At 64.2% G+C, this 20425-nt stretch carries 20 protein-coding genes; 11 read left to right on the forward strand and 9 right to left on the reverse strand.

The annotated features are described in order from the left end of the window. The first annotated feature begins 164 nt into the window (after positions 1 to 164). Positions 165 to 347, forward strand: a complete 183-nt coding sequence (locus FJ039_04475; protein ID MBM4405427.1) for a hypothetical protein — start codon at positions 165 to 167, stop codon at positions 345 to 347. Between the two features lie 112 nt (positions 348 to 459). Here FJ039_04475 and FJ039_04480 read toward each other — a convergent pair whose 3' ends face one another. Continuing rightward, on the reverse strand, positions 460 to 1026 hold the full coding sequence (locus FJ039_04480; GenBank protein ID MBM4405428.1) for a sulfite oxidase-like oxidoreductase: 567 nt from the start codon (positions 1024 to 1026) through the stop codon (positions 460 to 462). A gap of 81 nt (positions 1027 to 1107) precedes the next feature. Then, positions 1108 to 1830: a protein-L-isoaspartate(D-aspartate) O-methyltransferase gene (locus FJ039_04485; GenBank protein MBM4405429.1), complete on the reverse strand. Its 723-nt coding sequence runs from the start codon at positions 1828 to 1830 to the stop codon at positions 1108 to 1110. Between the two features lie 221 nt (positions 1831 to 2051). On the opposite strand from FJ039_04485, the gene FJ039_04490 reads away from it, so the two are divergent. The 7 genes from FJ039_04490 to dnaN all read left to right on the forward strand — a co-directional run bounded on the left by FJ039_04490 (position 2052) and on the right by dnaN (position 9369). Next, positions 2052 to 2666, forward strand: coding sequence for a helix-turn-helix domain-containing protein (locus FJ039_04490; GenBank protein ID MBM4405430.1), 615 nt, complete (start codon positions 2052 to 2054; stop codon positions 2664 to 2666). 1 nt (position 2667) lies between these two features. Then, positions 2668 to 3936 (forward strand): glutamyl-tRNA reductase, encoded by a 1269-nt coding sequence (locus FJ039_04495; GenBank protein ID MBM4405431.1) that lies wholly within the window; start codon positions 2668 to 2670, stop codon positions 3934 to 3936. Positions 3937 to 3949: 13 nt separating this feature from the next. Further along, entirely contained in the window at positions 3950 to 4882 is a 933-nt protein-coding gene (hemC, locus tag FJ039_04500) for a hydroxymethylbilane synthase (GenBank protein MBM4405432.1), read from the forward strand. Further along, a complete protein-coding gene (locus FJ039_04505; protein ID MBM4405433.1) occupies positions 4879 to 5679 on the forward strand; it encodes a uroporphyrinogen-III synthase in 801 nt (266 codons plus the stop codon). The genes hemC and FJ039_04505 overlap by 4 nt, the downstream gene beginning before the upstream one ends. Before the next feature lie 2 nt (positions 5680 to 5681). Continuing rightward, positions 5682 to 6662 (forward strand): porphobilinogen synthase, encoded by a 981-nt coding sequence (gene hemB / locus FJ039_04510; GenBank protein ID MBM4405434.1) that lies wholly within the window; start codon positions 5682 to 5684, stop codon positions 6660 to 6662. 199 nt (positions 6663 to 6861) lie between these two features. After that, on the forward strand, positions 6862 to 8139 hold the full coding sequence (hemL, locus tag FJ039_04515) for a glutamate-1-semialdehyde-2,1-aminomutase (protein ID MBM4405435.1): 1278 nt from the start codon (positions 6862 to 6864) through the stop codon (positions 8137 to 8139). Between the two features lie 87 nt (positions 8140 to 8226). Beyond that, positions 8227 to 9369: a DNA polymerase III subunit beta gene (gene dnaN / locus FJ039_04520; protein MBM4405436.1), complete on the forward strand. Its 1143-nt coding sequence runs from the start codon at positions 8227 to 8229 to the stop codon at positions 9367 to 9369. A gap of 70 nt (positions 9370 to 9439) precedes the next feature. On the opposite strand, the gene FJ039_04525 is transcribed toward dnaN, so the two are convergent. Further along, positions 9440 to 10609 carry an acyl-CoA dehydrogenase gene (locus FJ039_04525; GenBank protein MBM4405437.1) on the reverse strand — a complete coding sequence of 390 codons (1170 nt, stop codon included), beginning with the start codon at positions 10607 to 10609 and terminating at the stop codon, positions 9440 to 9442. A 316-nt stretch (positions 10610 to 10925) separates the two neighbouring features. On the opposite strand from FJ039_04525, the gene FJ039_04530 reads away from it, so the two are divergent. The 3 genes from FJ039_04530 (at position 10926) to FJ039_04540 (ending at position 13477) form a co-directional block, all read left to right on the forward strand. After that, positions 10926 to 11966 (forward strand): LLM class flavin-dependent oxidoreductase, encoded by a 1041-nt coding sequence (locus FJ039_04530; GenBank protein ID MBM4405438.1) that lies wholly within the window; start codon positions 10926 to 10928, stop codon positions 11964 to 11966. A gap of 20 nt (positions 11967 to 11986) precedes the next feature. Further along, complete coding sequence (locus tag FJ039_04535; GenBank protein MBM4405439.1) at positions 11987 to 12526, forward strand: cupin domain-containing protein; 540 nt, start codon at positions 11987 to 11989, stop codon at positions 12524 to 12526. A 285-nt stretch (positions 12527 to 12811) separates the two neighbouring features. Then, positions 12812 to 13477, forward strand: a complete 666-nt coding sequence (locus FJ039_04540) for a TIGR00730 family Rossman fold protein (GenBank protein ID MBM4405440.1) — start codon at positions 12812 to 12814, stop codon at positions 13475 to 13477. Here FJ039_04540 and FJ039_04545 read toward each other — a convergent pair. The 6 genes from FJ039_04545 to FJ039_04570 are packed head-to-tail and all read right to left on the reverse strand — an operon-like array spanning position 13474 to position 20331. Beyond that, a complete protein-coding gene (locus tag FJ039_04545) occupies positions 13474 to 14640 on the reverse strand; it encodes a CoA transferase (protein ID MBM4405441.1) in 1167 nt (388 codons plus the stop codon). The two genes, FJ039_04540 and FJ039_04545, sit on opposite strands and share 4 nt — an antisense overlap. After that, positions 14637 to 15878, reverse strand: a complete 1242-nt coding sequence (locus FJ039_04550) for a CoA transferase (GenBank protein ID MBM4405442.1) — start codon at positions 15876 to 15878, stop codon at positions 14637 to 14639. Before FJ039_04550 ends, FJ039_04545 begins: the two co-directional genes overlap by 4 nt. Positions 15879 to 15887: 9 nt before the next feature. Next, positions 15888 to 17204, reverse strand: a complete 1317-nt coding sequence (locus FJ039_04555; protein ID MBM4405443.1) for a CoA transferase — start codon at positions 17202 to 17204, stop codon at positions 15888 to 15890. After that, positions 17110 to 18282, reverse strand: coding sequence for an acyl-CoA dehydrogenase (locus FJ039_04560; protein ID MBM4405444.1), 1173 nt, complete (start codon positions 18280 to 18282; stop codon positions 17110 to 17112). Before FJ039_04560 ends, FJ039_04555 begins: the two co-directional genes overlap by 95 nt. Before the next feature lie 8 nt (positions 18283 to 18290). After that, positions 18291 to 19454, reverse strand: a complete 1164-nt coding sequence (locus FJ039_04565) for an acyl-CoA dehydrogenase (protein MBM4405445.1) — start codon at positions 19452 to 19454, stop codon at positions 18291 to 18293. Next, positions 19444 to 20331, reverse strand: a complete 888-nt coding sequence (locus tag FJ039_04570; protein MBM4405446.1) for an enoyl-CoA hydratase/isomerase family protein — start codon at positions 20329 to 20331, stop codon at positions 19444 to 19446. Before FJ039_04570 ends, FJ039_04565 begins: the two co-directional genes overlap by 11 nt. Between the last annotated feature and the right edge of the window lie 94 nt (positions 20332 to 20425).

Raw genomic sequence — 20425 nt, forward strand, 5'->3', positions numbered from 1 at the left:
GAGGTATTGACAAGCTGTGGAGGCTCATGTACGATTTTGAGCAAGTTTTGAAAAAGTTCAGAACATACCACTTCCAAGGAGAAGCTCCCGGAAGGCGAATCGGCATCCAAAGAAAGACTACTGGGATGGAGCCGAGTGAGAGAAGCCCAGTCGGGAGGAACGAGATGTTGTACTTGAAGAGCTGCAAGAAGTGCGGGGGCGATATGTATCAAGAGAAGGATACATACGGCCATTTCCGCCAGTGCCTGCAGTGCGGACTGGTGCAGGACTTGGATGCGAAGCCTGCGCTTCCCGTGCAGAAGCCTGCCGCGAAGGCAGTCGGCGCTCCCAAAATCGCCGTTGCATAAGGATGTCGGTTATCGTGGCGTATCGGCGCTGAACTAGCGCGTCGCTATCGCACGGAATAAAAAGAAGGCCCGCCGTACGGCGGGCCTTCTTTTTGCCTTTCAAAGGGCGCTGCTAATCGGAGAAGCGCTCTTCCTTCCAGGGGTCGGCGTCATTGTGATAGCCGTTGACCTCCCAGAAGCCGGGGCGGTCATCGGCCATGAACTCTAGGCCGCGGAGCCACTTGGCGCTCTTCCAGGCGTAGCGGCTGGGGACGATGAGGCGCAGGGGCCAGCCGTGATCGGGCTCCAGGTTCTTCCCATCGTGCTTGTAGGCCAGGAGGACGTTGTCTTCCATGATGGCGCTGATGGGGAGATTGGTGGTGTAGCCGCCATCGCAGTAGGCCATGACGAACTTGGCGTCAGGCTTGGGGCGCACGGCCTTCAAGATCTCCTTCATGCTGACGCCCTCCCAGAGGTTATCCAGGCGGGACCAGCGGGTGACGCAGTGGAAATCGGCGGTGACGTGGACGCTGGGGAGCTTCATGAACTGGTCGTAGGTTAGCTCAATGGGGTTTTCGACGAGGCCCACGACGCGGAAGCTCCACTTTTTGGGATCGAAACGCGGCGTGGCACCGTAGGTAAGAACGGGGAACTTCTGAGTGACATCCTGTCCGGGCGGGACTCGTTGCCGTTCGGCCATGCAAGGTCTCCTCTCATATGCTTTCGAACGGTTGGATGGAACGGCCTATGCTAAAGGTGCCGGGAACTTCTTACAAGTCGCTTACGATTCATCCGGCCAGGCTTCAGGATCAATGAGGGGGACGAAGCCGCAGGGGCCGAGGGTCTCCGTGGTGACGCCATCGGCCGTTCTGGTGACGACGAGGAGGTCCTGGCCGTGGCGCGGGCCGACGGGGATAACCATGCGCCCGCCGACCTTGAGCTGGGCCACCAGGGAGTCCGGGATGCGCGGCGCGGCGGCGGTGACGATGATGGCGTCGTACGGGGCTTCTTCCAGGAGGCCGAGACCCTTGCCGGCCTGGCGGATGTGCACGTTCATGATGCCAAGGGCGTCCAGGGTTTTACGGGCCGATTCGATGAGGGCGGGATGCCGCTCCAGGGTGATGACTTCCTTGGCCAAGGAGGCGAGGACGGCGGCCTGGTAACCGCTCCCGGTGCCGAGCTCGAGGACGCGGTCGCGGCCTGTGAGCTTGAGGGCGGAGGTCATCATAGCGACGATGGTGGGTTGAGAGATCGTCTGGCCGCTGCCAATGGGGAGGGCCTGATCGGCATAGGCCATGTGGCGGACGCCGATAGGCATGAAGATTTCCCTGGGGAGGCGCTCCATGGCGGCGATGACGCGCTCGTCATTGATCTCGCGGCGGAGCTTGGCGAAGAGCTGGGAGCGTTGAGGAGATTCGCGGACTTTCAGAACATCGTCCAGACGGTCGGCATTGCCGTCTCCGGCTGTTTCAGGATTCTGATAGAGGAGAAGCCACTTGCCCATGATGCGCCCTTGGGGCCAACTATAGCATAGGCAGAGCCTTCCGGAGCGGCTTAAAGGCACAGCCGTGGCCTGCCAAAAGCAAGCAACCATACCAGATTGGATTCCTGAATCAAATGTCCGAAGTGGAGGGGTTGTAGTATGCGTTGACTTTCACAATCCCTCCTGGTAGCCTGTACCGTGGCTTCGAAAAGGCAGACAATTCACTAGATTTCCATAGATTTATGCCCCGTCTGGCAGAAGAGAAGTGGCTTTCCCTAGGTGACGCTAAGAGCATCCTTGGCGTCAATGAGACGACGCTCCGCGGCTGGGCGGACGGCGGACGGGTACGCAGCTTCAGGACGCCGGGGGGCCATCGCCGCTTTTCCAAAGAGGATATCGAACAGCTGGTGTCCGAGGGGCAGCGCGCAAGTCCCGGCAGAGGCGCTGTCTCCCAAGAAGCGACGGTGGAGCGGATCCGCAGGCGGTTCCACCGGAACAAGGGGCAGACCTACGATTGGACGGCCCACTTTGACGAAGAGACCAAGAACCGGATGCGGGTACTCGGCCGCTTATTGGTGAACCTGGCGACGGACTATGTGAGCCAGAAGCGGAAGAAGACGGAGCTGGCGGAAGAGGCGCGCTACATCGGACTGGAGTACGGGCGGCTGCTCTCTTCGGCGAAGGTCTCGCTGAAGGATGCGCTCTCCGCCTTTGTCTATTTCCGCAATTCGCTGCACGAGGCGATGACGAAGCAGCCTGCGACGAGCCAGAACATCGGCGAGATCCTGAGCGGCATCGCTTCCCTGGAGGACGCGGTGCTGCTGGCGATCTCCGAAGCGTACGAGAGGCGAGGCTAGTGTGAAGATCGTCGCTCTCGGCGTAAATCATCACACGGCGCCCGTGGAAGTGCGGGAGCGGCTGGCGATGGTGCGCGAGGAGCTGGCGCCCGCCCATGAGGCGCTGTGGCGCGTTGTTCCCAGCGGCGTCATCCTTTCCACGTGCAATCGGACGGAGGTCTACGGCCTGACGGACGATGATACGGACGGCAGGGTGAGCATCGCTGGGTTCCTGGCCGACTTCCACCACGTTCCGCCTCGGGAGCTTGCGTCCTATCTCTATTCCTGGGAGGGTGCCGAGGCGGTGCGCCATCTCTTCAGCGTCGCCTCGGGCATTGACTCGATGATCCTGGGGGAGACGGAGATCCTGGGGCAGGTGCGGGAGGCGCTCGTGACGGCCTCCATGACCGGCCCGGTAAGCCTGACGCTTTCCCGGCTCTTCCATCACGCGATGCGCACGGGGCGCAGGGCGCGTGTAGAGACGGAGATCAGCCGGCATGCCCTATCGGTGAGCCATGCCGCCGTGCAGATGGCGAAGCAAGTGTTTGACGGCCTGTCCCGATGCCGCGTGCTGGTGATCAGCGCCGGCGAGGCGGGGAAGCTGACGGCGAAGAGCCTGCGCGACGCAGGAGCGAAAGAGATCGGTGTGGCGAACCGCACCAGGGAGCGGGCGGCGGCGCTGGCGGGCGAACTGGGCGGGCGCGTGGTGGACTTTGAGGCGCTGAGCGACGCGCTCATAGACTATGACATCGTGATCAGCGCGACGGCCTCCGCCAAGTTCGTGATTCCGGCGGAGATGGTGAACCGGGCGATGGAGCAGCGGGGCGAGCGAGCCTTGTGCCTTATTGACATCGCGGTGCCGCGGGACATTGACCCGGCGAGCCGGAAGGTGCGGAACGTCTATCTGTACGACATTGACGACCTGGAGGCGGTCTCCCTTGCGAACCGGGAGCGCCGACAGCAGGAAGTGAGCAAAGTGGAGACGATCGTGGCCGAAGAGACGGCGCGCTTCATGGCGTGGGCTGACGGTCTGGAGGCGGTGCCGGTAATCACTTCTCTCCGTGAGAAAGCTGAAGCAATCAAGGCGCGAGAGGTGGCGAAGGCGATGCGCAAGCTGGGCCATCTTGCGCAGGAAGATAGGGAACAGATCGAAGCGCTGGCGGCGGCGCTGACGCGAAAGCTCTTGGACGATCCCATCAACGTCCTTCGCGAAGACGGACAGAACAAAGAGCAGGTCGAATCGGCGAAGCAGCTGTTCCGCCTCGAGCAGACCGAGCCGCGCGCGAACTAGCCGCCGGTGCGCCATGCCTCCACGTCAGCGCATCACCATCGGCACGCGGGGCAGTCCGCTGGCGCTGACGCAGACGAAGGGCGTCATCGCGCTGCTGCGCAAGCGCTTCCCTAAGGTTTCGTTCATCATCAAGGAGATACGCACCCAGGGCGACGTGAAGGCCGATGCGCCGCTTGAGAGCCTGCCGCGCGGGCTCTTTGCGAAGGAGCTTGAACAGGCGCTGGAGCGCGGGGAGATAGACCTGGCGGTGCACAGCTTCAAGGACCTGCCGACGCAACTTGCCCCAGGCTTTGCCATCGCGGCGATCACGAAGCGGGAGGACCCGCGGGACGTGCTGGTCTCGCCGAGCTATGCCTCGCTGCAGGCGTTGCCGAAGGGGGCGAGGCTGGGCACGAGCAGTCCGCGCCGGGCGGCGCAGATGCGGGCCTGGCGGCCCGACCTAGCGGTGCTGCCCATCCGGGGAAACGTGGGCACGCGGATCGCGAAGGCGGGCGGGCCGGGGTTCGACGGCGTGGTGCTGGCGGCGGCAGGCGTTCACCGGCTAGGCATGCATAGGCACATCAGGGAATATATCGCTCCGAGTATCTGTATCCCGGAGCCAGGGCAGGGCGCGCTGGCCCTGGAGGTTCGCGCCGGCGATGGGGCGACGGCGAAGATCGCGGCTGCGGCGCGGGACCGGGCGGCCACGGCGGCCGTGACGGCGGAGGTGGCGGTGCTGCGCGCCTTGGGCGGCGGCTGCAAGACGCCCATCGCGGCATACGCCGAGCGCAAGGGCGCGAAGCTCTATCTGCGCGCGATGGTCTCCGATACGGCGGGGCGGCGGGTGCTGAGGGCGACGGCGAGCGGCACAGACAATCACCCCGAGCGCCTGGGCACACGCCTGGCGAACCGCCTCCTGGCGATGGGCGCGGCCGACGTGCTCGCGGGAGAGAAAGAGAAGGCATGAGCAGAGAACGAGCGGCGAAGCCTCTAAGCGGGAAGCGTGTGATGGTGACGCGCTCCCCAGACCAATCTTCGGCCTTTGCCAATCTCCTGGCGGAGGCGGGTGCGGCGCCGGTGGTGATCCCGGCGATCATCGTGGGGCCGCCACCGGACTGGCGGCCTATGGATGAGGCCATCGCGCGCCTTGGCAATCACGATTGGGTGGTCTTCACCAGCTCCAACGGCGTTGACTATTTCTTCAAGCGGCTTGCGCACGCCGGGAAGGATGCCGCCGCCCTGGCGGGCAACAAGGTGGCGACGGTTGGGCGCGCGACGGCGAACACGCTGAGAGGGCACTGTCGTGAGCCGGATTTCGTGCCGTCCAAGCACACATCGGAAGTGCTGGTGAAGGAGATGGGCGAGGCGAGGCTGAAGGGCAAGCGCGTCCTGACGCCGCGCTCGGACATCGCGCCGGACGCGATCGTGAAGCAGATGCAGGCGATGGGAGCGACGGTGACCGATGTGCCCGCCTACCATACGGCCATGCCGGAGGAATCGCGGACGAAGGCCGTGCGGGCGATGACCGGAGGCGAAGTGGACATCGTGACGTTCACAAGCTCGTCCACGGTGATGAGCCTGATGACACTCCTGGGCGATAAGGCGAGGCCGCTTATCAACGGGGTCACGGTGGCATGCATCGGCCCCGTGACGGCCAAGACGGCGGAGGAGAACGGCCTGCGGGTGGATGTGATGGCGGGCGACAATACGACGACCGGGTTGGTGGCGGCGCTGGAGGCGTGGGCGGCGAGAAAGGGAGGATAGGGATGGCGGCGATATTTCCCGTCTTGCGGATGCGGCGGTTGCGGCGGAGCGAGCCGGTGCGGCAGCTGGTGCGCGAGACTTCGCTTTCGCCCCAGGACTTCATCTATCCGATGTTCGTGACACACGGGAAGGGCGTGCGCAAGGAGATCTCGGCGATGCCGGGCTGCTACCACCTTTCGCCGGACGAGGCGGTTCGCGAGGCTCAGGAGGTGAAGCGCCTGGGCATCCCGGCGGTGCTGCTCTTCGGCATCCCAGCATCGAAAGACGGCGTTGGGAGCGAGGCCTATGTGGAGAGCGGCATCGTGCAGCAGGCGGTGCGGGCGATCAAGCAGGCCGTTCCAGAGATAGTCGTCGTTACGGACGTCTGCCTGTGCGAATATACCGACCACGGGCACTGTGGCATCGTAGTGGACGGGCATGTGGAGAATGACAAGAGCCTGGAGCTCATCGCGCAGGCGGCGCTTTCACACGCCAAGGCGGGGGCGGACGTCGTCGCGCCGTCAGACATGATGGACGGGCGCGTGGCGGCGATCCGAAGACTCCTGGACGCCGACGGCTTCAGCACAACGCCCATCATGTCCTACGCGGCGAAGTACGCTTCCGCGTTCTTCGGGCCATTCCGCGAAGCGGCAGGCTCGGCGCCGCAGTTCGGCGACCGGCGCGGGTACCAGATGGACCCGGCGAACGCGCGGGAGGCGCTGCGCGAGATGGAGATGGATATTGGCGAAGGGGCGGACATCATCATGGTGAAGCCGGCACTGGCCTATCTGGATATCATCGCGCGGGCACGGCAGCGGTTCGACCTGCCCATAGCGGCATACAATGTGAGCGGCGAGTATTCGATGCTGAAGGCGGCGGCGCGCAACGGCTGGCTGGACGAGCGGCGCTCCGTGATGGAGGCGCTAACGGGCATCAAGCGCGCGGGGGCGGACATCATCATCACCTACCACGCCAAGGATGCGGCGAAGTGGCTGAGCGAGTAAAATTGCCAGCCGTGGATGAAACATTTTGAGAGGATTTTCCGTCTTATCGCTATGGAGGAATTCCATTCGTTCTATAAGCACGAGCAGGCATGGTTCTGGTCGGCGTCGTGGCAAGAGGCCGAAGCGGAGGCAGAGGCGGATATCAAGGCCGGCCGGGTGAAGAAGTTCGCCTCTGCTGAGGCCATGCTGCGGGACCTCGATGCCTAGCCGCTCCGAAAGGCTCTTTCAAGAGGCACAGCGGTATCTGCCCGGCGGCGTTGACAGCCCGGTTCGCGCCTTCCGCGCGGTGGGCGGCGCGCCGCGATTCATCGCGCGCGGCAGGGGGGCGTACCTTTTCGATGCCGACGGCAAGCGCTACGTTGACTACGTCGGCTCCTGGGGGCCGCTGATCTTGGGCCACGCCCATCCGAAAGTTGTGGCGGCGCTGCAGAAGGCGGCGAGGCTGGGGACGAGCTATGGCGCGCCGACGGAGCTGGAGACGACGCTGGCAAAGCTGGTGGTGAAAGCCTTCCCCTCGATAGAGATGCTGCGGTTCGTCAGCTCCGGCACGGAGGCGTGCATGAGCGCCATCCGGGCGGCGCGGGCCTACACGGGCCGCGACACGATTGTCAAGTTCGACGGCTGTTACCACGGCCACTCCGACGGCCTACTGGTGAAGGCAGGCTCCGGCGGCGCGACCTTCGGCGTGCCGGACAGCGCGGGGGTGCCCGCGGCCTACGCGGCGCTGACGCTGGTGGCGAAGTATAACGACGCTTCTTCCGTGGAGGCGCTGCTGCAGGCGAACAAGGGCAAAGTGGCGGCGATCATCATCGAGCCGATCGCGGCGAACATCGGCGTTGTGCCGCCGAAGCCGGGGTTCCTCAAGGCGTTGCGGGAGATGGCGGATGCCCACGGCGTGCTGCTCATCTTTGATGAGGTGATCAGCGGCTTTCGCGTCGCCTTCGGCGGCGCACAGCAGCTCTACGGCATCAAGGCCGACCTGACGTGCCTGGGGAAGATCATCGGCGGTGGCATGCCTGTAGGCGCGTACGGCGGTCGCAGAGAGATCATGGAGAAGATCGCGCCGCTCGGCCCGGCCTATCAGGCGGGAACGCTTTCCGGCAACCCGTTGGCGATGACGGCGGGCATAGAGACGCTGAAGGCGCTTTCGGCGGCGGGTGTCTACAAGCGGCTGGAGAAGGCGTCCAATGCGTTGGAGGTGGGATTGGGGGAGGCGGCGCGGAAGAACGGGCGGGAGGTCGCCATCACGCGCATGGGCTCGCTGTTGACGCTCTTCTTCGCCAAGGGCCCCGCCGATTCGTGGGCGGCGGTGGAAAAGGCGGACCGCCAGCAGTTCGGGGCCTTTTTCCACAGGATGCTGGAGTCCTGCATCTACCTGCCGCCTTCGCAGTTCGAGGCGTGGTTCGTCTCGCTGGCCCATAGCGAGAGCGATATCCAAAAGACAGTAAGGGCGGCGGAGAAAGCGCTGGCGGCATAGGTCCAGGCCTATCCACAATAGACAGCTTTCCCTTGTGGCGGTTTTCCTACATGTTGTATACTACCGCCACTCTTTCGGGGGTGGCGCATGAAGCTCTCTTGTCTGCAAGAGAACCTGAGTCGTGGGCTGGCCATTGTGGGCCGCGCGGTGGCAACGCGCACAACGTTGCCGATCACGAATAACGTCTACCTGGCGACGGAGAATGGCAGGCTGAAGCTCGCCGCCACGAACCTTGAGATCGCCATTGTCCACTGGGTCGGCGCGAAGATCGAGAAGGAAGGGGCCATCACCGTTCCCGCGCGCTTGCTCACGGACTTCGTCAATTCGCTCCCGAACGATAAGGTGGAGATGGACCTTTCCGGCAAGTCCAAGAGCCTCCAGCTGAAATGCGCCAAGTTCGAGGCGCGGTTCAGCGGCATGGACGCCGAGGACTTCCCGCCGATCCCGACGATTGACCAGGGCGTGACGATGAAGATCGAGGCGGAGCATCTGCGCACCGCCATCGGCAGGGTCGTCTTCGCGGCGGCGACGGAGGATTCGCGGCCTGTGCTGACGGGCGTCAACCTGGAGGTGGAGGGCGACATGCTGACGCTGGCCGCCGCCGACGGCTTCCGCCTCTCCGTGGACAAGACGAAGGTGAGCACGCCGGTGAAGGAGAAGCTGTCCGTCATCGTCCCGGCGCGCGCGTTGAACGAAGTAGGGAAGCTCATCGCCGAGGCGAAGGACCCCGTGACGGTCACGGTGAACGCGGCGAAGAGCCAGATCCTCTTCTCCATGGAGAATGTGCGGCTCGTCTCGCAGCTCATCCAAGGGGCCTTCCCCAACTATTCGCAGTTGATCCCGCAGAAGCACAGCACCCGGGTCACGGTTGACCTGGAGGAGTTCCTGCGCGCGACGAAGGCGGCTTCGATCTTCGCGCGGGACGCCAGCGGCATCGTGCGGCTGCACATGACGCCGAAGGACGGGGCGGACGGCGAGGGCAAAGTGGCGGTCTCCGCCAGGGCGGAAGAGGTAGGCGACAACGTGGGCGAAATCGAGGCGCACATCGGGGGGCCGGAGGCGAAGATCGCCTTCAACGCGAAGTACCTGACGGACGTGCTCAACGTCATCGGCAAAGGGGAGCTGCTGCTGGACGTGACGAACGCCTCAAGCCCGGGGCTCTTCCACCTCAGCGGCGCCAAGGACGCGAATTACAAGCACGTGGTCATGCCGATGTTTGTGCAGTGGTAGGGCTGAGCGCATAGCGCGCGCTTCAGGATTCGGTCTCCCTCATACAACCTTCGTGTCGTTGGCAAGGGACCTACCGCGGCAATCCCAGACCTCGCGTCGCGATTAGATTTCGTTGGATCTCGTTCGTGCCGCCGGCGATGGATGTGCTTAGCGATAGGGCATACATCCGCAGCAGTCTCCCTGCCAGCTTCGCATGCTTTGATTCGGTCTCAACTTGACCGTACAGGCCGAGCAGCTGCATGCCTACCCGAGCCATGGCCTGGAGCAGCTCTGCCCCAGATACCTTGGTGATTGAGGCTTGGGTGGTGGGGAGTTCTCCCTTGGCAAAGGCCTGGGCCACCCGGTAGGCCATCAGCCGATTCATGTTCACTCGAATAACAAGATCGGCGAGGCTCTGGCGAATAAGCCTTGCCGACGCGCTCTCACGGCTGAGCGCGGAAATATCCCTGACATATGCGACAAGCTCCTCGAGTGTCCTGCGCCCCCTGGCGGAGTAGTCGATCCGTTGCCGTTCGAATGTCAGCAGCGTCACCGATACAGCCCAACCGCGATTCTTCTCGCCGACAAGCCAGCGCTTCGGGATCCGGACGTCATCGAGAGTAACCTCATTGAAATGATGGCCGCCGATCATGTCATGGATAGGCCGCACCGTCACTCCCGGCGACTTCATATCAAGGAGCAGAAAGCTCAGCCCATTGTGGCGAGAGTTTGCCTCTCCTGTACGCGCCAAGAGGAACATCCAGTTCGATAGGTGCGCGTTGCTTATCCAGACCTTTCGCCCGGTGACGATGAAGTCATCTCCATCCTCCACCGCCCGGGTTGTGAGGGAGGCGAGGTCCGAGCCGGTTCCCGGCTCGGAGTAGCCCTGGCACCATACCATCTCCCCTCTGGAAAGCGGGGGCAGAAAGGTACGCTTCTGCTCCTCGGTGCCATGAAGGGCCAATGTCGGCCCCAAGAGCTCGACGCCGATGTCCCGGACTGAGGCTCGATGGTAGGCCAGTTCTTCGAGGTAGATCGTCTGCATGATCGGCGATTCGCCGAGCCCGCCGTATTCCTTAGCCCAACCTATCGTCAGCCAGCCCTTCTTCGCCAATTTCTTGCGTAAAACGAGGATGACCTCCATGTTTCGTTCTTCGCTGCTGAGAACCGGGCCGTCCCAATCCGGCGGCAGCGATGCCTGCAGGAAACTCCGCATATCGTGTTGGAAGCGCTCTTCAGTTTCGGAGAAAGAGAAGTGCATAGGTATCTCCCGGAGGCTACAGGTCGGAGGCCAAGGCCGCGCTGAGCAATGATGTTTCGGTGAATCTCATTTGTCCAACTCGGTTTGTGATAGATCTGCGCAGGTCTCTTACCTTCAAGGAAGGGCGCCGGCGTTCGGCATATCAAAGTCTGAAGACCCATTGCCCAATCATGCGCCGGTTTACCATACATCCCGCTATGGGTTCAATGATGGCCGAGCGCCGGAGGATGCACGCTCGAAGGCCCGATACATCGGGGCCTTGTTTTTTCTCAGGCGGAATCTATGATTGTGGCGACAGCTTCGTCAGGAGCCTGTGATGCAATTCGGATTGTTCACCTGGTTCAACCCGCTGCCTGGGCAATCGGAGGCTGAATCCTTCGCGTGGGGATTCCAGGAGATCGAGACGGCGGAGGCCATGGGCTGGGACACCGTCTGGCTACCGCAGCAGCGCTTCTCCGGATCGCTGATCCTCAGCGCCTCTCCCTTTGTGATGGCGACGGCGGCAGTGGCGCGGATCAAGCGGATCAAGATCGGGCTGGCGATCCACACGCTGGGGCTGAACACGGGGAAGAATGAGGACCCGCGAGTATCGCGCTATGCGGCGCTCTGGCCCTCCGACCCGCTGGAGACGGCGGAGGCCGTGGCGACGATAGACCAGGTGAGCCGCGGGCGGTTCATCTACGGGGCGGGCGGCTACACGGCGGGCGACCCGCAGCGCCAGCGCAACTTCTACGAATTCCTGGAAGTGATGCAGCTTGCCTGGAAGGATGGGCCCTTCCCGGGCTACGAAGGCGAGTTCTACCGCCATCCGCCGAACCCGGGCGTCGCGCCGAAGCCGTACAGCAGGCGCATCCCCATCTCCGTAGCGGCGGACAACCAGAAGAGCTTTCCCAAAATCGGCGAGAAAGGCTATCAACTACTCATCGGGGCCGGAACGTCGCACAATCCGCGCGGGGAATCGGCGATGATCGAGGATGTGAAGCGATACAGGGAGTCGTGGAAGGCGGCCGGCCACCCGGGCGAGCCGCAGATCACGGTGCGCATCCCCACGCACGTGGCGGAGACGAAGGAGCGCGCGCTGCAAGATGTGGAGGAGACGATGAAGCTGGCCTGGGAGCGCGCGCTGAACAAGATGCTGCCGCAGGCGGCCCCGGGCACGCCGAGCGCGCAATCGGCGGAGCGGATGAACCTCTTCGGGACGGCTGAAGAGGCGATCGAGCGCATCCACCGGCTGAGAGAGACCATGGGCGCGACGGAGATCATGTTCGAGACGAACTACTGGGGCCGGATCCCGACCGAGCGCGTGCTGAACTCCATGCGCCTCATCACAGAGAAGGTCATCCCCAAGTTCGCGTGACCGGCCCGCCGAGAGCCATCATGAAGCACGACCCACGACTCTACATCACGGGGCACAACGCCAAGGGCGAGTCCATCTGGGCGGCGGAGCGCGCCCTTGACCTGGCCGCGCCCGCGCAGGGCGTGAAGACGGACCCGCTGTGGCAGATCTCGCGGGTGCCGGTGCCGATGGATGAAAGCGGCGCGGTGACCCCCGGCCTCTTGTGGTTCGCGAACGGGCTCAACTTTCGCTACGTGGTCTTTCCGCCGCGATCGCGGCGGGCTTCCGCATTTGAGAGGCCGCCGCGGGCGGGGCTGCACGAGACGGACACCGTGGACCTCATCGTCATGGTCTCGGGCGAATTGTACGTCGGGCTTGAGGGGACGAAGAGAGAGGTGGCCCTGCGGTCGGGAGACGTCCTCATCCAGCGCGGGACGACGCACTACTGGCACAACAAGGGCAAACGTCCCGCCGTCTTCACCGTCGTCATCGTGGATGCCAAGCGGACGGCCAAGACGCCGCGGACGAAATCAGGCGCGCGCTCCACGAGAGTCGGCAGGCCGGCGCAGATGCGCCGGTGATGCCGCGCCATCCGGCGACCGGGTGATCGTTGGGTTCATGGTCAGTCATACCCTCCGGAGCATCGCTTCTCGCCCCATGCCGTGTGACAATAGAAGGTGCGATGTTGTTTGCCCATCTTTGCGTAAAGGTGTCCTAACGTGAGCGATTCACAGAATCAGCCCGTGAACGAAAACGACGTGAGCCAGGCAGGAGGGATCCTCTTTGATGTCTCCGAGCGCCGCTTCCTCGAGGGGCCGCACACCTGGAGGAACGGGCTGGTTCAGGCTACGTGAGTCTTCTTCGAGATGATCCGCGGCTTCCGCACCCTGCACTTTGTGGGGCCGTGCGTCACGGTCTTCGGCTCGGCGCGATTTTCTGAAGCCAATCCGAATTATGCGCTTGGTCGCGCCGCTGGCTTTGAGCTGGCGAAGGCGGGCTTCACGGTGGTCACCGGCGGCGGCCCCGGCATCATGGAGGCGGCGAACCGAGGCGCGAGGGAGGCTGGCGGCCACAGCGTGGGCTGCGGCATCAAGCTGCCGATGGAGCAGGCGCGCAACCCCTACATAGACACGTGGGTGGAGTTTCACTATTTCTTTGTGCGCAAGGTGATGCTCGTCAAGTATTCCTACGGCTTTGTCGTGCTGCCCGGCGGCTTCGGCACGATGGACGAGGTCTTTGAGACGGCGACGCTGATCCAGACGGGCAAGATCAGGGACTTTCCTCTGGTGCTGTTGGGCAAGGACTTCTGGACGCCCATCCTGAACTTCATGCGCGACCGCATGGTTGGCTACGGGACCATCAATGCGGAGGATATTGACCGACTGATCGTCACCGACGATCCAAAAGAGGCGGCGGTGCGGATCCGCCAGACGGCCTTCACGAAGTTCGGGGTGCGGTTCGCAAGGCCGAAGAAGCGGCGGTGGTGGCTTCTGGAGGGCAGGGCTAAGCGGCGGCCATCGCCTCAGGGCTAGGCGCGCCCCAGGAGATCCTTGAGCACGTAGCCATTGTGCTCCCCCAGGTATGGGAAGCGGCGGATGTCCGCCGGGGCGGTGGAGATGTGGAAGGGCGGCGCGTGGTAGGTGAACGATTCGCCGTCCGGATGCTTCCGCGAGGCGAGATAGGTGCGGTGGGCCAACTGCGGGTCGCTGTGCAGGTCCCCTGGCTTGTGCACGGCCCCGGCCTCCACGCCCGCCGCTTGCAGCTCGCGCATGGACTCATCGGGCGCGCGCGCGCCCGTCCACCCTTCGATGAGCGCCGTCGCCTCCGCCTCATTTGCCCGGCGCGCCTGCAGCGTCGCGAAGCGCGCATCGCGCGCCATCTCCCCGCGCCCTATGGCGGCGCAGAGCTTCGCCCAATCGGCATCCGAATGCACGGCGATGGCGCACCAGGCGTCATCGCCTTTGCAGCGGAAGGCACCGTGGGGCGAAGCGGCGTCCGAGCGGTTCCCCTCGCGCGTTGCGATCCTGCCGCTCACCTGGTAATCCAGGATCGCCGGCTCGACGAAGAGGAGCGGCGCCTCAAGCTGCGAGAGGTCAATGTACGCGCCCTGCCCGGTGCGCCGTCGCCGCTCGAGCGCGGCCAGGACGGCAGCGACGGCCAGCGGCGGGCCGATGTAATCGGTATAGGCGCCGACGGGCAGACACGGCTCGCGGTCCGGCCAGCCGGAGACGTGGACAAAGCCGCCCCTGGCGGCGAGTCCCGCGCCAAGGCCGATGTGGTGCGCATGCGGGCCCGTCTGCCCCAGGGCGCTCATGCTGATCATCACCAGGTCCGGCCTGACGGCGCGCAGGCGCTCGTAGGTGAGGCCCCAGCCCTTGAGGACGCGCGGCGAGTAATTCTCGACGATAACGTCCGATTGCGCGATGAGCGCGGTCGCCGCCTCGATGGAGCCGGGCTCGTTCATATCGAGCGTCAGGGAGAGCTTCGAGTGGTTGTATTGGGCGAAGCGCGCGCTATTACCGCCCTTCACATTGCCGCGCTTGGGCGGATGGAAGCGCAGCTGGTCGGCGCGTTTGACGCCTTCGATTTTGATGACCTCCGCGCCGTAATCGCCGAGGGTTGTTCCCGTGAGCGGGCCTGCGATGAGCGTGGAGAACTCCACCACGCGGATGCCGTGCAGTGGCGCTGCGCTCATATCGCGCCCTGCGCTTTCAGCTTCGCCACTCGGCGCGGCGCGAGGTTGAGGATGCCGCCATAGACGGCGGCGTTGTGTTCTCCCGGCCTGGGCGCAGGCCGTGTGGGAAGGGGACGCTCCTCCGGGCAGAGGATGAAGGTGCCCGGGTGCAGCACGTCGCGGCCCAGGTCCGGGTGGCGCACGTTGGTGAAGAAGCTGCGCGCCTGCAGCTGCGGGTCGGCGCAGATATCGGCCACGGTGCTGATGGCATCGGCCAGCAGGCGGCGCTTCACGGCCTCTTCACGGATCTGGGCCTTCGTCTTCGTCATGAAGAAGCGGAGAAGGTCGTCTTCATATCGGGAAAGCTGTTCTTTTGCAACCTGCTCGATTTTTGTATTTTGGATATCTACATGCTCCAGGCCGCCGGCCATGCCCACTTCCTTCATCCACTGGACCAAGGGCGTCATGAACGGCACCGCGTTCTTGCCGAAGCTGATAAGAAAGGCTAGGTGGCCGTCCTTGCACGGATAGATGGAGCGCCGGGAGACCGTCGTCACCATTCGGCTGCCCTCGCGCTTGAACTCGGCGCGGTCCACCTCCCAGGCCGGGAGGGCACTGCCGATGGGCAGGATGAGGGAGTCCAGGATGGAGCAATCAACGTGAGAGCCTTCGCCGGTCTGCATGCGCGCCGCGTGGGCCATCAGCGTGCCGACCGCCGCGTAGCTGCACCCGTGGGCTACGGCCTGCTCTATGGAGACGCGCACCGGCGGGCGGTCCGGGTCGCCGATGAGGTTCATGATGCCGCCCAGGGCCATGAGCGTCAGGTCGGACGCGCGGTAGTCCTTGTACGGGCCGCTCTGCCCGAACGCGGTGATGGAGGTGAGGACGATGCCGGGATTGACGGCGCGCAGCGCTTCGAAGCCGAGGCCGAGGCTGTCCATGTGCCCCGGCGCAAACGATTCGATGACGACATCGGCCTTTGCCGCGAGCTGCTTGAAGAGGGCCGTTCCCTCGGGCCGCGCGAGATCCAGGGTGATGCTCTCCTTGTTGTGGTTGTAGGAAAGCCACACCATGCTATGGGCCTTGCTCTTGACCTTGGCCACGCGCGGCCCGGAGCTGCGCCCGGGATCGCCGCCGGGCGGCTCCACCTTGATGACGCGCGCGCCCAGATCGGCCAGGATGCGCCCGGCCATGGAGCCCTTTTCATCTGTGAGGTCGAGCGCGGTGAGGTGCGAAAGGAAGCCGTATCTGCCGGGCACGGGATGCTCCTAGATGACGCCCTGCTCGCGGAGCTGGGCGAGCTTGGCATCGTCAAAGCCGAGGATGGAGGCGTAGACGTCCCTATTGTGCTGGCCCAGCTCGGGCGCGGGTTTGTTGAAGTCATACTGCATGCCGGACATGTGCTGGAAGGGCGAGCCGATGACCTTCAGCTTCCCCACTCCAGGCTGGTCCACTTCTTTGATCATGCCGCGGGCCGCGATGTGCGTATCGTGCAGCAGCTGGTCCACGGACTTCACGATCCCGGAGGCGACGCGGTTCTTGAGGAGGATCTGCATCGCCTCCTCTGCCGTCTTATCGCTCAGCCAGACGTCAATCAGCGCATCGGCGTCCTGGCGGTGCTTCCGGCGGCCCTTGCGTCCCGCCCAGTCCGGGTCGTTCGCCAGCTCGTCGCCGCCGACGAGCTTGAGCATCGTCTGCCACTGGCGGTTGGAGACGCACCCGATGTAGATGTAGTCGTCCTTCGCCTTGAAGACGCCTCGCCCGGCCATCTCGTTCTCGCCGCCCGTGCGCTCGATGACGACATTTTCCGCGAAGTACTTGGGGATGGCGAAGGAGCCGACGAGATACCAGACCGTATCGTGCATCGAAATGTCTATCCACTGGCCCTGGCCTGTCTGGCGCTGCTGCATGATAGCGGCCAGGATGGCGATGGTGAGATAGAGCGGGCTGTGGAAATCGGCGACGGAGAAGGGGAGAGGCATTGGCGGCTTATCGGGCTCGCCGTTCATGCCGGTCAGTCCGCCCATCGCCACAACGGCGAAGTCGTAGGCCATCATGGGGCTGTAGGGCCCCGTCTGGCCGAAGCCGGAGAGGGAGGCGTAGACGGCGCGCGGGTTGACGGCCTTCACATCGTCATAGCTCAGGCCCCAGGCCTTCATCATCCCCGGCTTGAAGTTCTCAACGATGACGTCCGACTTCTTGGCGATATCCAGGGCGATCTTGCGTGCCTCGGGCTTCCGGAGGTCGAGGGTGACGCTCTTTTTGCCCCGGTTCCACTGGGTGAAGTGGTAGGGCCACTTGCCCAGCAGCGGCGGCAGCGTCCGTGAATCGTCGCCGACTCCGGGCGCCTCCACCTTGATGACCTCCGCCCCGAAATCGGCTAGGAGGAGCGTGCAGAGCGGCGCGGCGGCGACCCGGGAGAAGTCCAGGACGCGCACACCTTCGAGTATCTTTGCCATGGGGCCTCCTCTCTCATGACTGCGGCGGCGGTTACTCGCCGCGCGGCAGGCCCAGGCCGCGGGTGGCGATGACGTTGCGCTGGATCTCGGAGGCGCCGCCGGTGATGGTGGACAGGGGCGCCGCATGGTAGGCCTGGGCGAAGGCCCCTTCGCCGGGGACGTGCTTGGAGCCGGCCTCCAGCTCGCCGTAGTGCCCCAACATCTCCATGCTCGTATGGACGAGTTCCTTTTCGAATTCGGAGATGAGGACCTTGAGCGATGAGGCCTCATAGCTCGGCATGATCTTGTTGGACATCTGCCACCCCACCTTATAGCAGAGGACGCGTAGGGCGCGCAGTTTGGCGGCGTGCCGCGCCGCCTCCCGCCGGAGGGGCAGTTCGTCCCAGAGTAGCCGGCCGTTGCGCGTGTGGCTTTTTGCGTAGTCAATGATGCTGGTGAGCATCCGCGCGTGCATGCCCACATTGAAGATGCGCTCGTAGGCCAGCGCCGTGCTGGCGTAGTAGAAGCCCTTGTTCTTTTCGCCCACCAAGCGATTCTTGGGAACGCGGACGCCGTCATAGAAGACGGCGTTGGTGCGCGCGCCGCTTACCGCGTACATCGGCGTCAGCTTGATGCCGGGAGACCTCATGTCCACCATAAAGAGGGAGATGCCCTTGTGCTTGGGGGCCTTGGGGTCCGTGCGCACGGCCAGCCAGTGGTACTCCGCCCAGTGGCAGGTGGTGTTGTACATCTTCTGCCCGGTGATGATGAAGTCGTCGCCGTCCTCCACCGCCTGCATCTTGAGGGAGGCGAGGTCCGACCCGGCCTCCGGCTCCGTGTAGCCCAGGGCGAAGTCTATCTCGTACTTCGCGATCTTGGGCAGGAAGAACCGCTTCTGCTCCTCCGTCCCGTGCTGCATCAGCGTCGGCCCCACGATGCGCCCGCCGGTGTTGAAGCCCCCGGAGGAGGTGAGGCCGGAGAGGGCCATCTCGTCCAGGAGGATGAAGCGGTACATGGGGCTGGCGTCCATGCCGCCGTATTCCTTGGGCCAGGTCAGCGTGAGCCAGCCGCGCTCGCCGAGCTTGCGCAGGATGGCGCGCATCTTGGGGACGAAGGCTTCGTCCTCCGGGTCCAGCGGCGGCGCGCCGCCGACTTCGGCGGTGAAGAAGCTGCGCGCCTCGGCGCGGAACAACTCTTCTTCCTTGGTGAAGTTGAAGTCCAGCATAGGTTTGCCTACCAGATGGGCGCGCCGGCGGCCACGGCGGCCGCCACGCGATCGGCGCTGTGCGCCGTATCGCCGTAGGCGTATGCCGCGGTGCGCGCCTCGCGATAGTAGAGGTAAAGCGGATGCTCGCGGATAAGGCCGATGCCGCCGTGGACCTGGTGGGCCACAACGGTTGTGCGGAGATAGGCCTCGTTCGCCAGCTGCTTCGCCATGGCGGCCTCCATCGCGGCGGGCTTGCCCGCGCTGATGCGCCAGGCGGCCTCCCAGGTGATGCCGCGGGCCAGCTCGATGCCCATGACGATATTCGCGCAGTGGTGCTGGACGGCTTGGAAGCTGCCGATGGGCCGTCCGAACTGCACGCGCTGCTTCACATATTCGATGGTGAAATCCAGGACGTGCTGCATGCCGCCGAGCATCTCGGCGCATTTGGCTGCCGTGGCCCGCTCCAGGATCTTTTCGATGAGAGGCCAGCCCCTATCGCGTTCGCCCAGGAGCCTATCGCGCGCCACGGCCACGTTCGTGAACGTCACTTCGTACTTCTTTTCGCCCCCCATCGTGACGAGCGGCGTGTGGCTGACTCCCTGGGCGCGCGCATCCACGATGAAGAGGGAGACGCCCGTCCCCGTGCGGGCGGCGCAGGTGAGATAGTCGGCGGAGCCGGCGTATGGGACAAAGAGCTTTGCGCCGTTGAGGACATAGCCGTCCTTCGCCGCCTTCGCCTCCAGCTTGATCGCCTCCTGTGCATAGGTCGCATCGCCTTCAAGCAGGGCGAGCGCGAAGATCGCCTCGCCGCCGGCGATGCGGGGGAGAAAGCGCTCCTGCTGGGCCTTGCTGCCGCCGAGCATGAGCGGGAGCGCGCCGCCGATGACGGTGGCGAAGAGCGGCGCGGGCAGGAGCGCGCCGCCCGTTTCTTCCAGGAGGGCGCAGAGGTCTAGGAAGTCGCCGCCGGTGCCGCCGTGGGCCTCGGGGATGATGAGCCCCTGCCACCCAAGGTCGGCCATCTCCTTCCACATCCCATTGTCAAAGCCCGATTCTGTCTTGGTGATGCGGTCTATAAAATGCTTGTCGCAGCGCGCCGTCAGGAAATCCCGCGCCGCCTTCTTGAGCATCTGCTGTTGTTCGGTGAAGCTGTAGTCCATGGCTGTGCGCCCGCTGCGAGGCTTAAAAGCCAAGCTCCTTATAGCGTTCGTCGCGGGACTTTGTCGCGCCCTTCGTCCCGCCCTCTTTCCGCTCCTTGAACAGGTTCCACTCCTCCGGCTCCAGGCGCGCCTGCACGCTCACCGGATGCTCGAAGGCGGCCAGGCGGAAGCCCTCCACAACGCCCAGGATCTCGTAGATGCGGTGCATCGTCTCCTTGCCCATGTAGACGTAGTCCTTGTGGCAGAGGGCCAGGGCCTGGGCCCAGCGTTCCACTTCCGCCTCCAGCTTCTCCAGGGGCACGATGCTGTTGATGCCCCGCGGCCCGATCTCGGAGACGTCTATCTTCCGGCCCAGCCATAGCATCTCGTGCGCCAAGGCGGGGCCCATCCGCAGGATCTCCATGATGGCCGTGGTGGCCCCTGGACCGTGCATGCGCGCCGGGGTGTAATAGAGCTTGGTTCCCTCAGCCGCGATGATGAAATCGCACAGCATGATCCAGTCAATCGCGCCGCCGACGACATGGCCGTGGACCTGCGCGATGGTGATCTTGTGGGTGTAGAACTTTGCCAGGTTCTTCCGGAAGGCCATGTGGTCGTGGTAGAAGCGGACGCGCTGGGGCGGGTGCTTATCGCCTGCCCACTGGGGCGCGAATGCCTCCACGCCTTCCTTCTCTCTATCGTGATAGACGTTGCCCAGGCGCTGCATATCGTATCCTGCGGAGAAGGCCTTGCCCGCGCCGCGGATGATGATGATCTTGATATCGTCGTCGCTCTCCGCCTTTTCGAAGGCCTCCGCGAAGGCTGGGATATCCTTGGCCGTGAAGGCGTTGAGCTTCTCGGGACGGTTGAGTGTCAGGCGGAGGATCTGGCCGCTCTTTTCATAGAGGACGAAAGGCTGTTCGCTGGACATAACGTGCTCCTTGGGCGAGACGGCTCAACTGGGTCGCGATGGAAGTCGGCAGGTGGGAGAACTATAGGAGATACAGAGGGTTTCGGCAAGGAGA

The sequence above is a fragment of the Chloroflexota bacterium genome, assembly GCA_016875535.1.
GTDB lineage: Bacteria > Chloroflexota > Dehalococcoidia > SHYB01 > SHYB01 > VGPF01.

What these genes read in the sequence shown, in the direction of transcription:
- FJ039_04480 (MBM4405428.1), bottom strand. Translation starts at nt 1,026, where the DNA reads ATGGCCGAACGGCAACGAGTCCCGCCCGGACAGGATGTCACTCAGAAG.
- FJ039_04505 (MBM4405433.1), top strand. Translation starts at nt 4,879, where the DNA reads ATGAGCAGAGAACGAGCGGCGAAGCCTCTAAGCGGGAAGCGTGTGATG.
- FJ039_04525 (MBM4405437.1), bottom strand. Translation starts at nt 10,609, where the DNA reads ATGCACTTCTCTTTCTCCGAAACTGAAGAGCGCTTCCAACACGATATG.
- hemB (MBM4405434.1), top strand. Translation starts at nt 5,682, where the DNA reads ATGGCGGCGATATTTCCCGTCTTGCGGATGCGGCGGTTGCGGCGGAGC.
- dnaN (MBM4405436.1), top strand. Translation starts at nt 8,227, where the DNA reads ATGAAGCTCTCTTGTCTGCAAGAGAACCTGAGTCGTGGGCTGGCCATT.
- FJ039_04570 (MBM4405446.1), bottom strand. Translation starts at nt 20,331, where the DNA reads ATGTCCAGCGAACAGCCTTTCGTCCTCTATGAAAAGAGCGGCCAGATC.
- FJ039_04545 (MBM4405441.1), bottom strand. Translation starts at nt 14,640, where the DNA reads ATGAGCGCAGCGCCACTGCACGGCATCCGCGTGGTGGAGTTCTCCACG.
- FJ039_04555 (MBM4405443.1), bottom strand. Translation starts at nt 17,204, where the DNA reads ATGCGGCGCCCCTGTCCACCATCACCGGCGGCGCCTCCGAGATCCAGC.
- hemC (MBM4405432.1), top strand. Translation starts at nt 3,950, where the DNA reads ATGCCTCCACGTCAGCGCATCACCATCGGCACGCGGGGCAGTCCGCTG.
- FJ039_04490 (MBM4405430.1), top strand. Translation starts at nt 2,052, where the DNA reads ATGCCCCGTCTGGCAGAAGAGAAGTGGCTTTCCCTAGGTGACGCTAAG.
- hemL (MBM4405435.1), top strand. Translation starts at nt 6,862, where the DNA reads ATGCCTAGCCGCTCCGAAAGGCTCTTTCAAGAGGCACAGCGGTATCTG.
- FJ039_04475 (MBM4405427.1), top strand. Translation starts at nt 165, where the DNA reads ATGTTGTACTTGAAGAGCTGCAAGAAGTGCGGGGGCGATATGTATCAA.
- FJ039_04485 (MBM4405429.1), bottom strand. Translation starts at nt 1,830, where the DNA reads ATGGGCAAGTGGCTTCTCCTCTATCAGAATCCTGAAACAGCCGGAGAC.
- FJ039_04530 (MBM4405438.1), top strand. Translation starts at nt 10,926, where the DNA reads ATGCAATTCGGATTGTTCACCTGGTTCAACCCGCTGCCTGGGCAATCG.
- FJ039_04560 (MBM4405444.1), bottom strand. Translation starts at nt 18,282, where the DNA reads ATGCTGGACTTCAACTTCACCAAGGAAGAAGAGTTGTTCCGCGCCGAG.
- FJ039_04540 (MBM4405440.1), top strand. Translation starts at nt 12,812, where the DNA reads ATGATCCGCGGCTTCCGCACCCTGCACTTTGTGGGGCCGTGCGTCACG.
- FJ039_04535 (MBM4405439.1), top strand. Translation starts at nt 11,987, where the DNA reads ATGAAGCACGACCCACGACTCTACATCACGGGGCACAACGCCAAGGGC.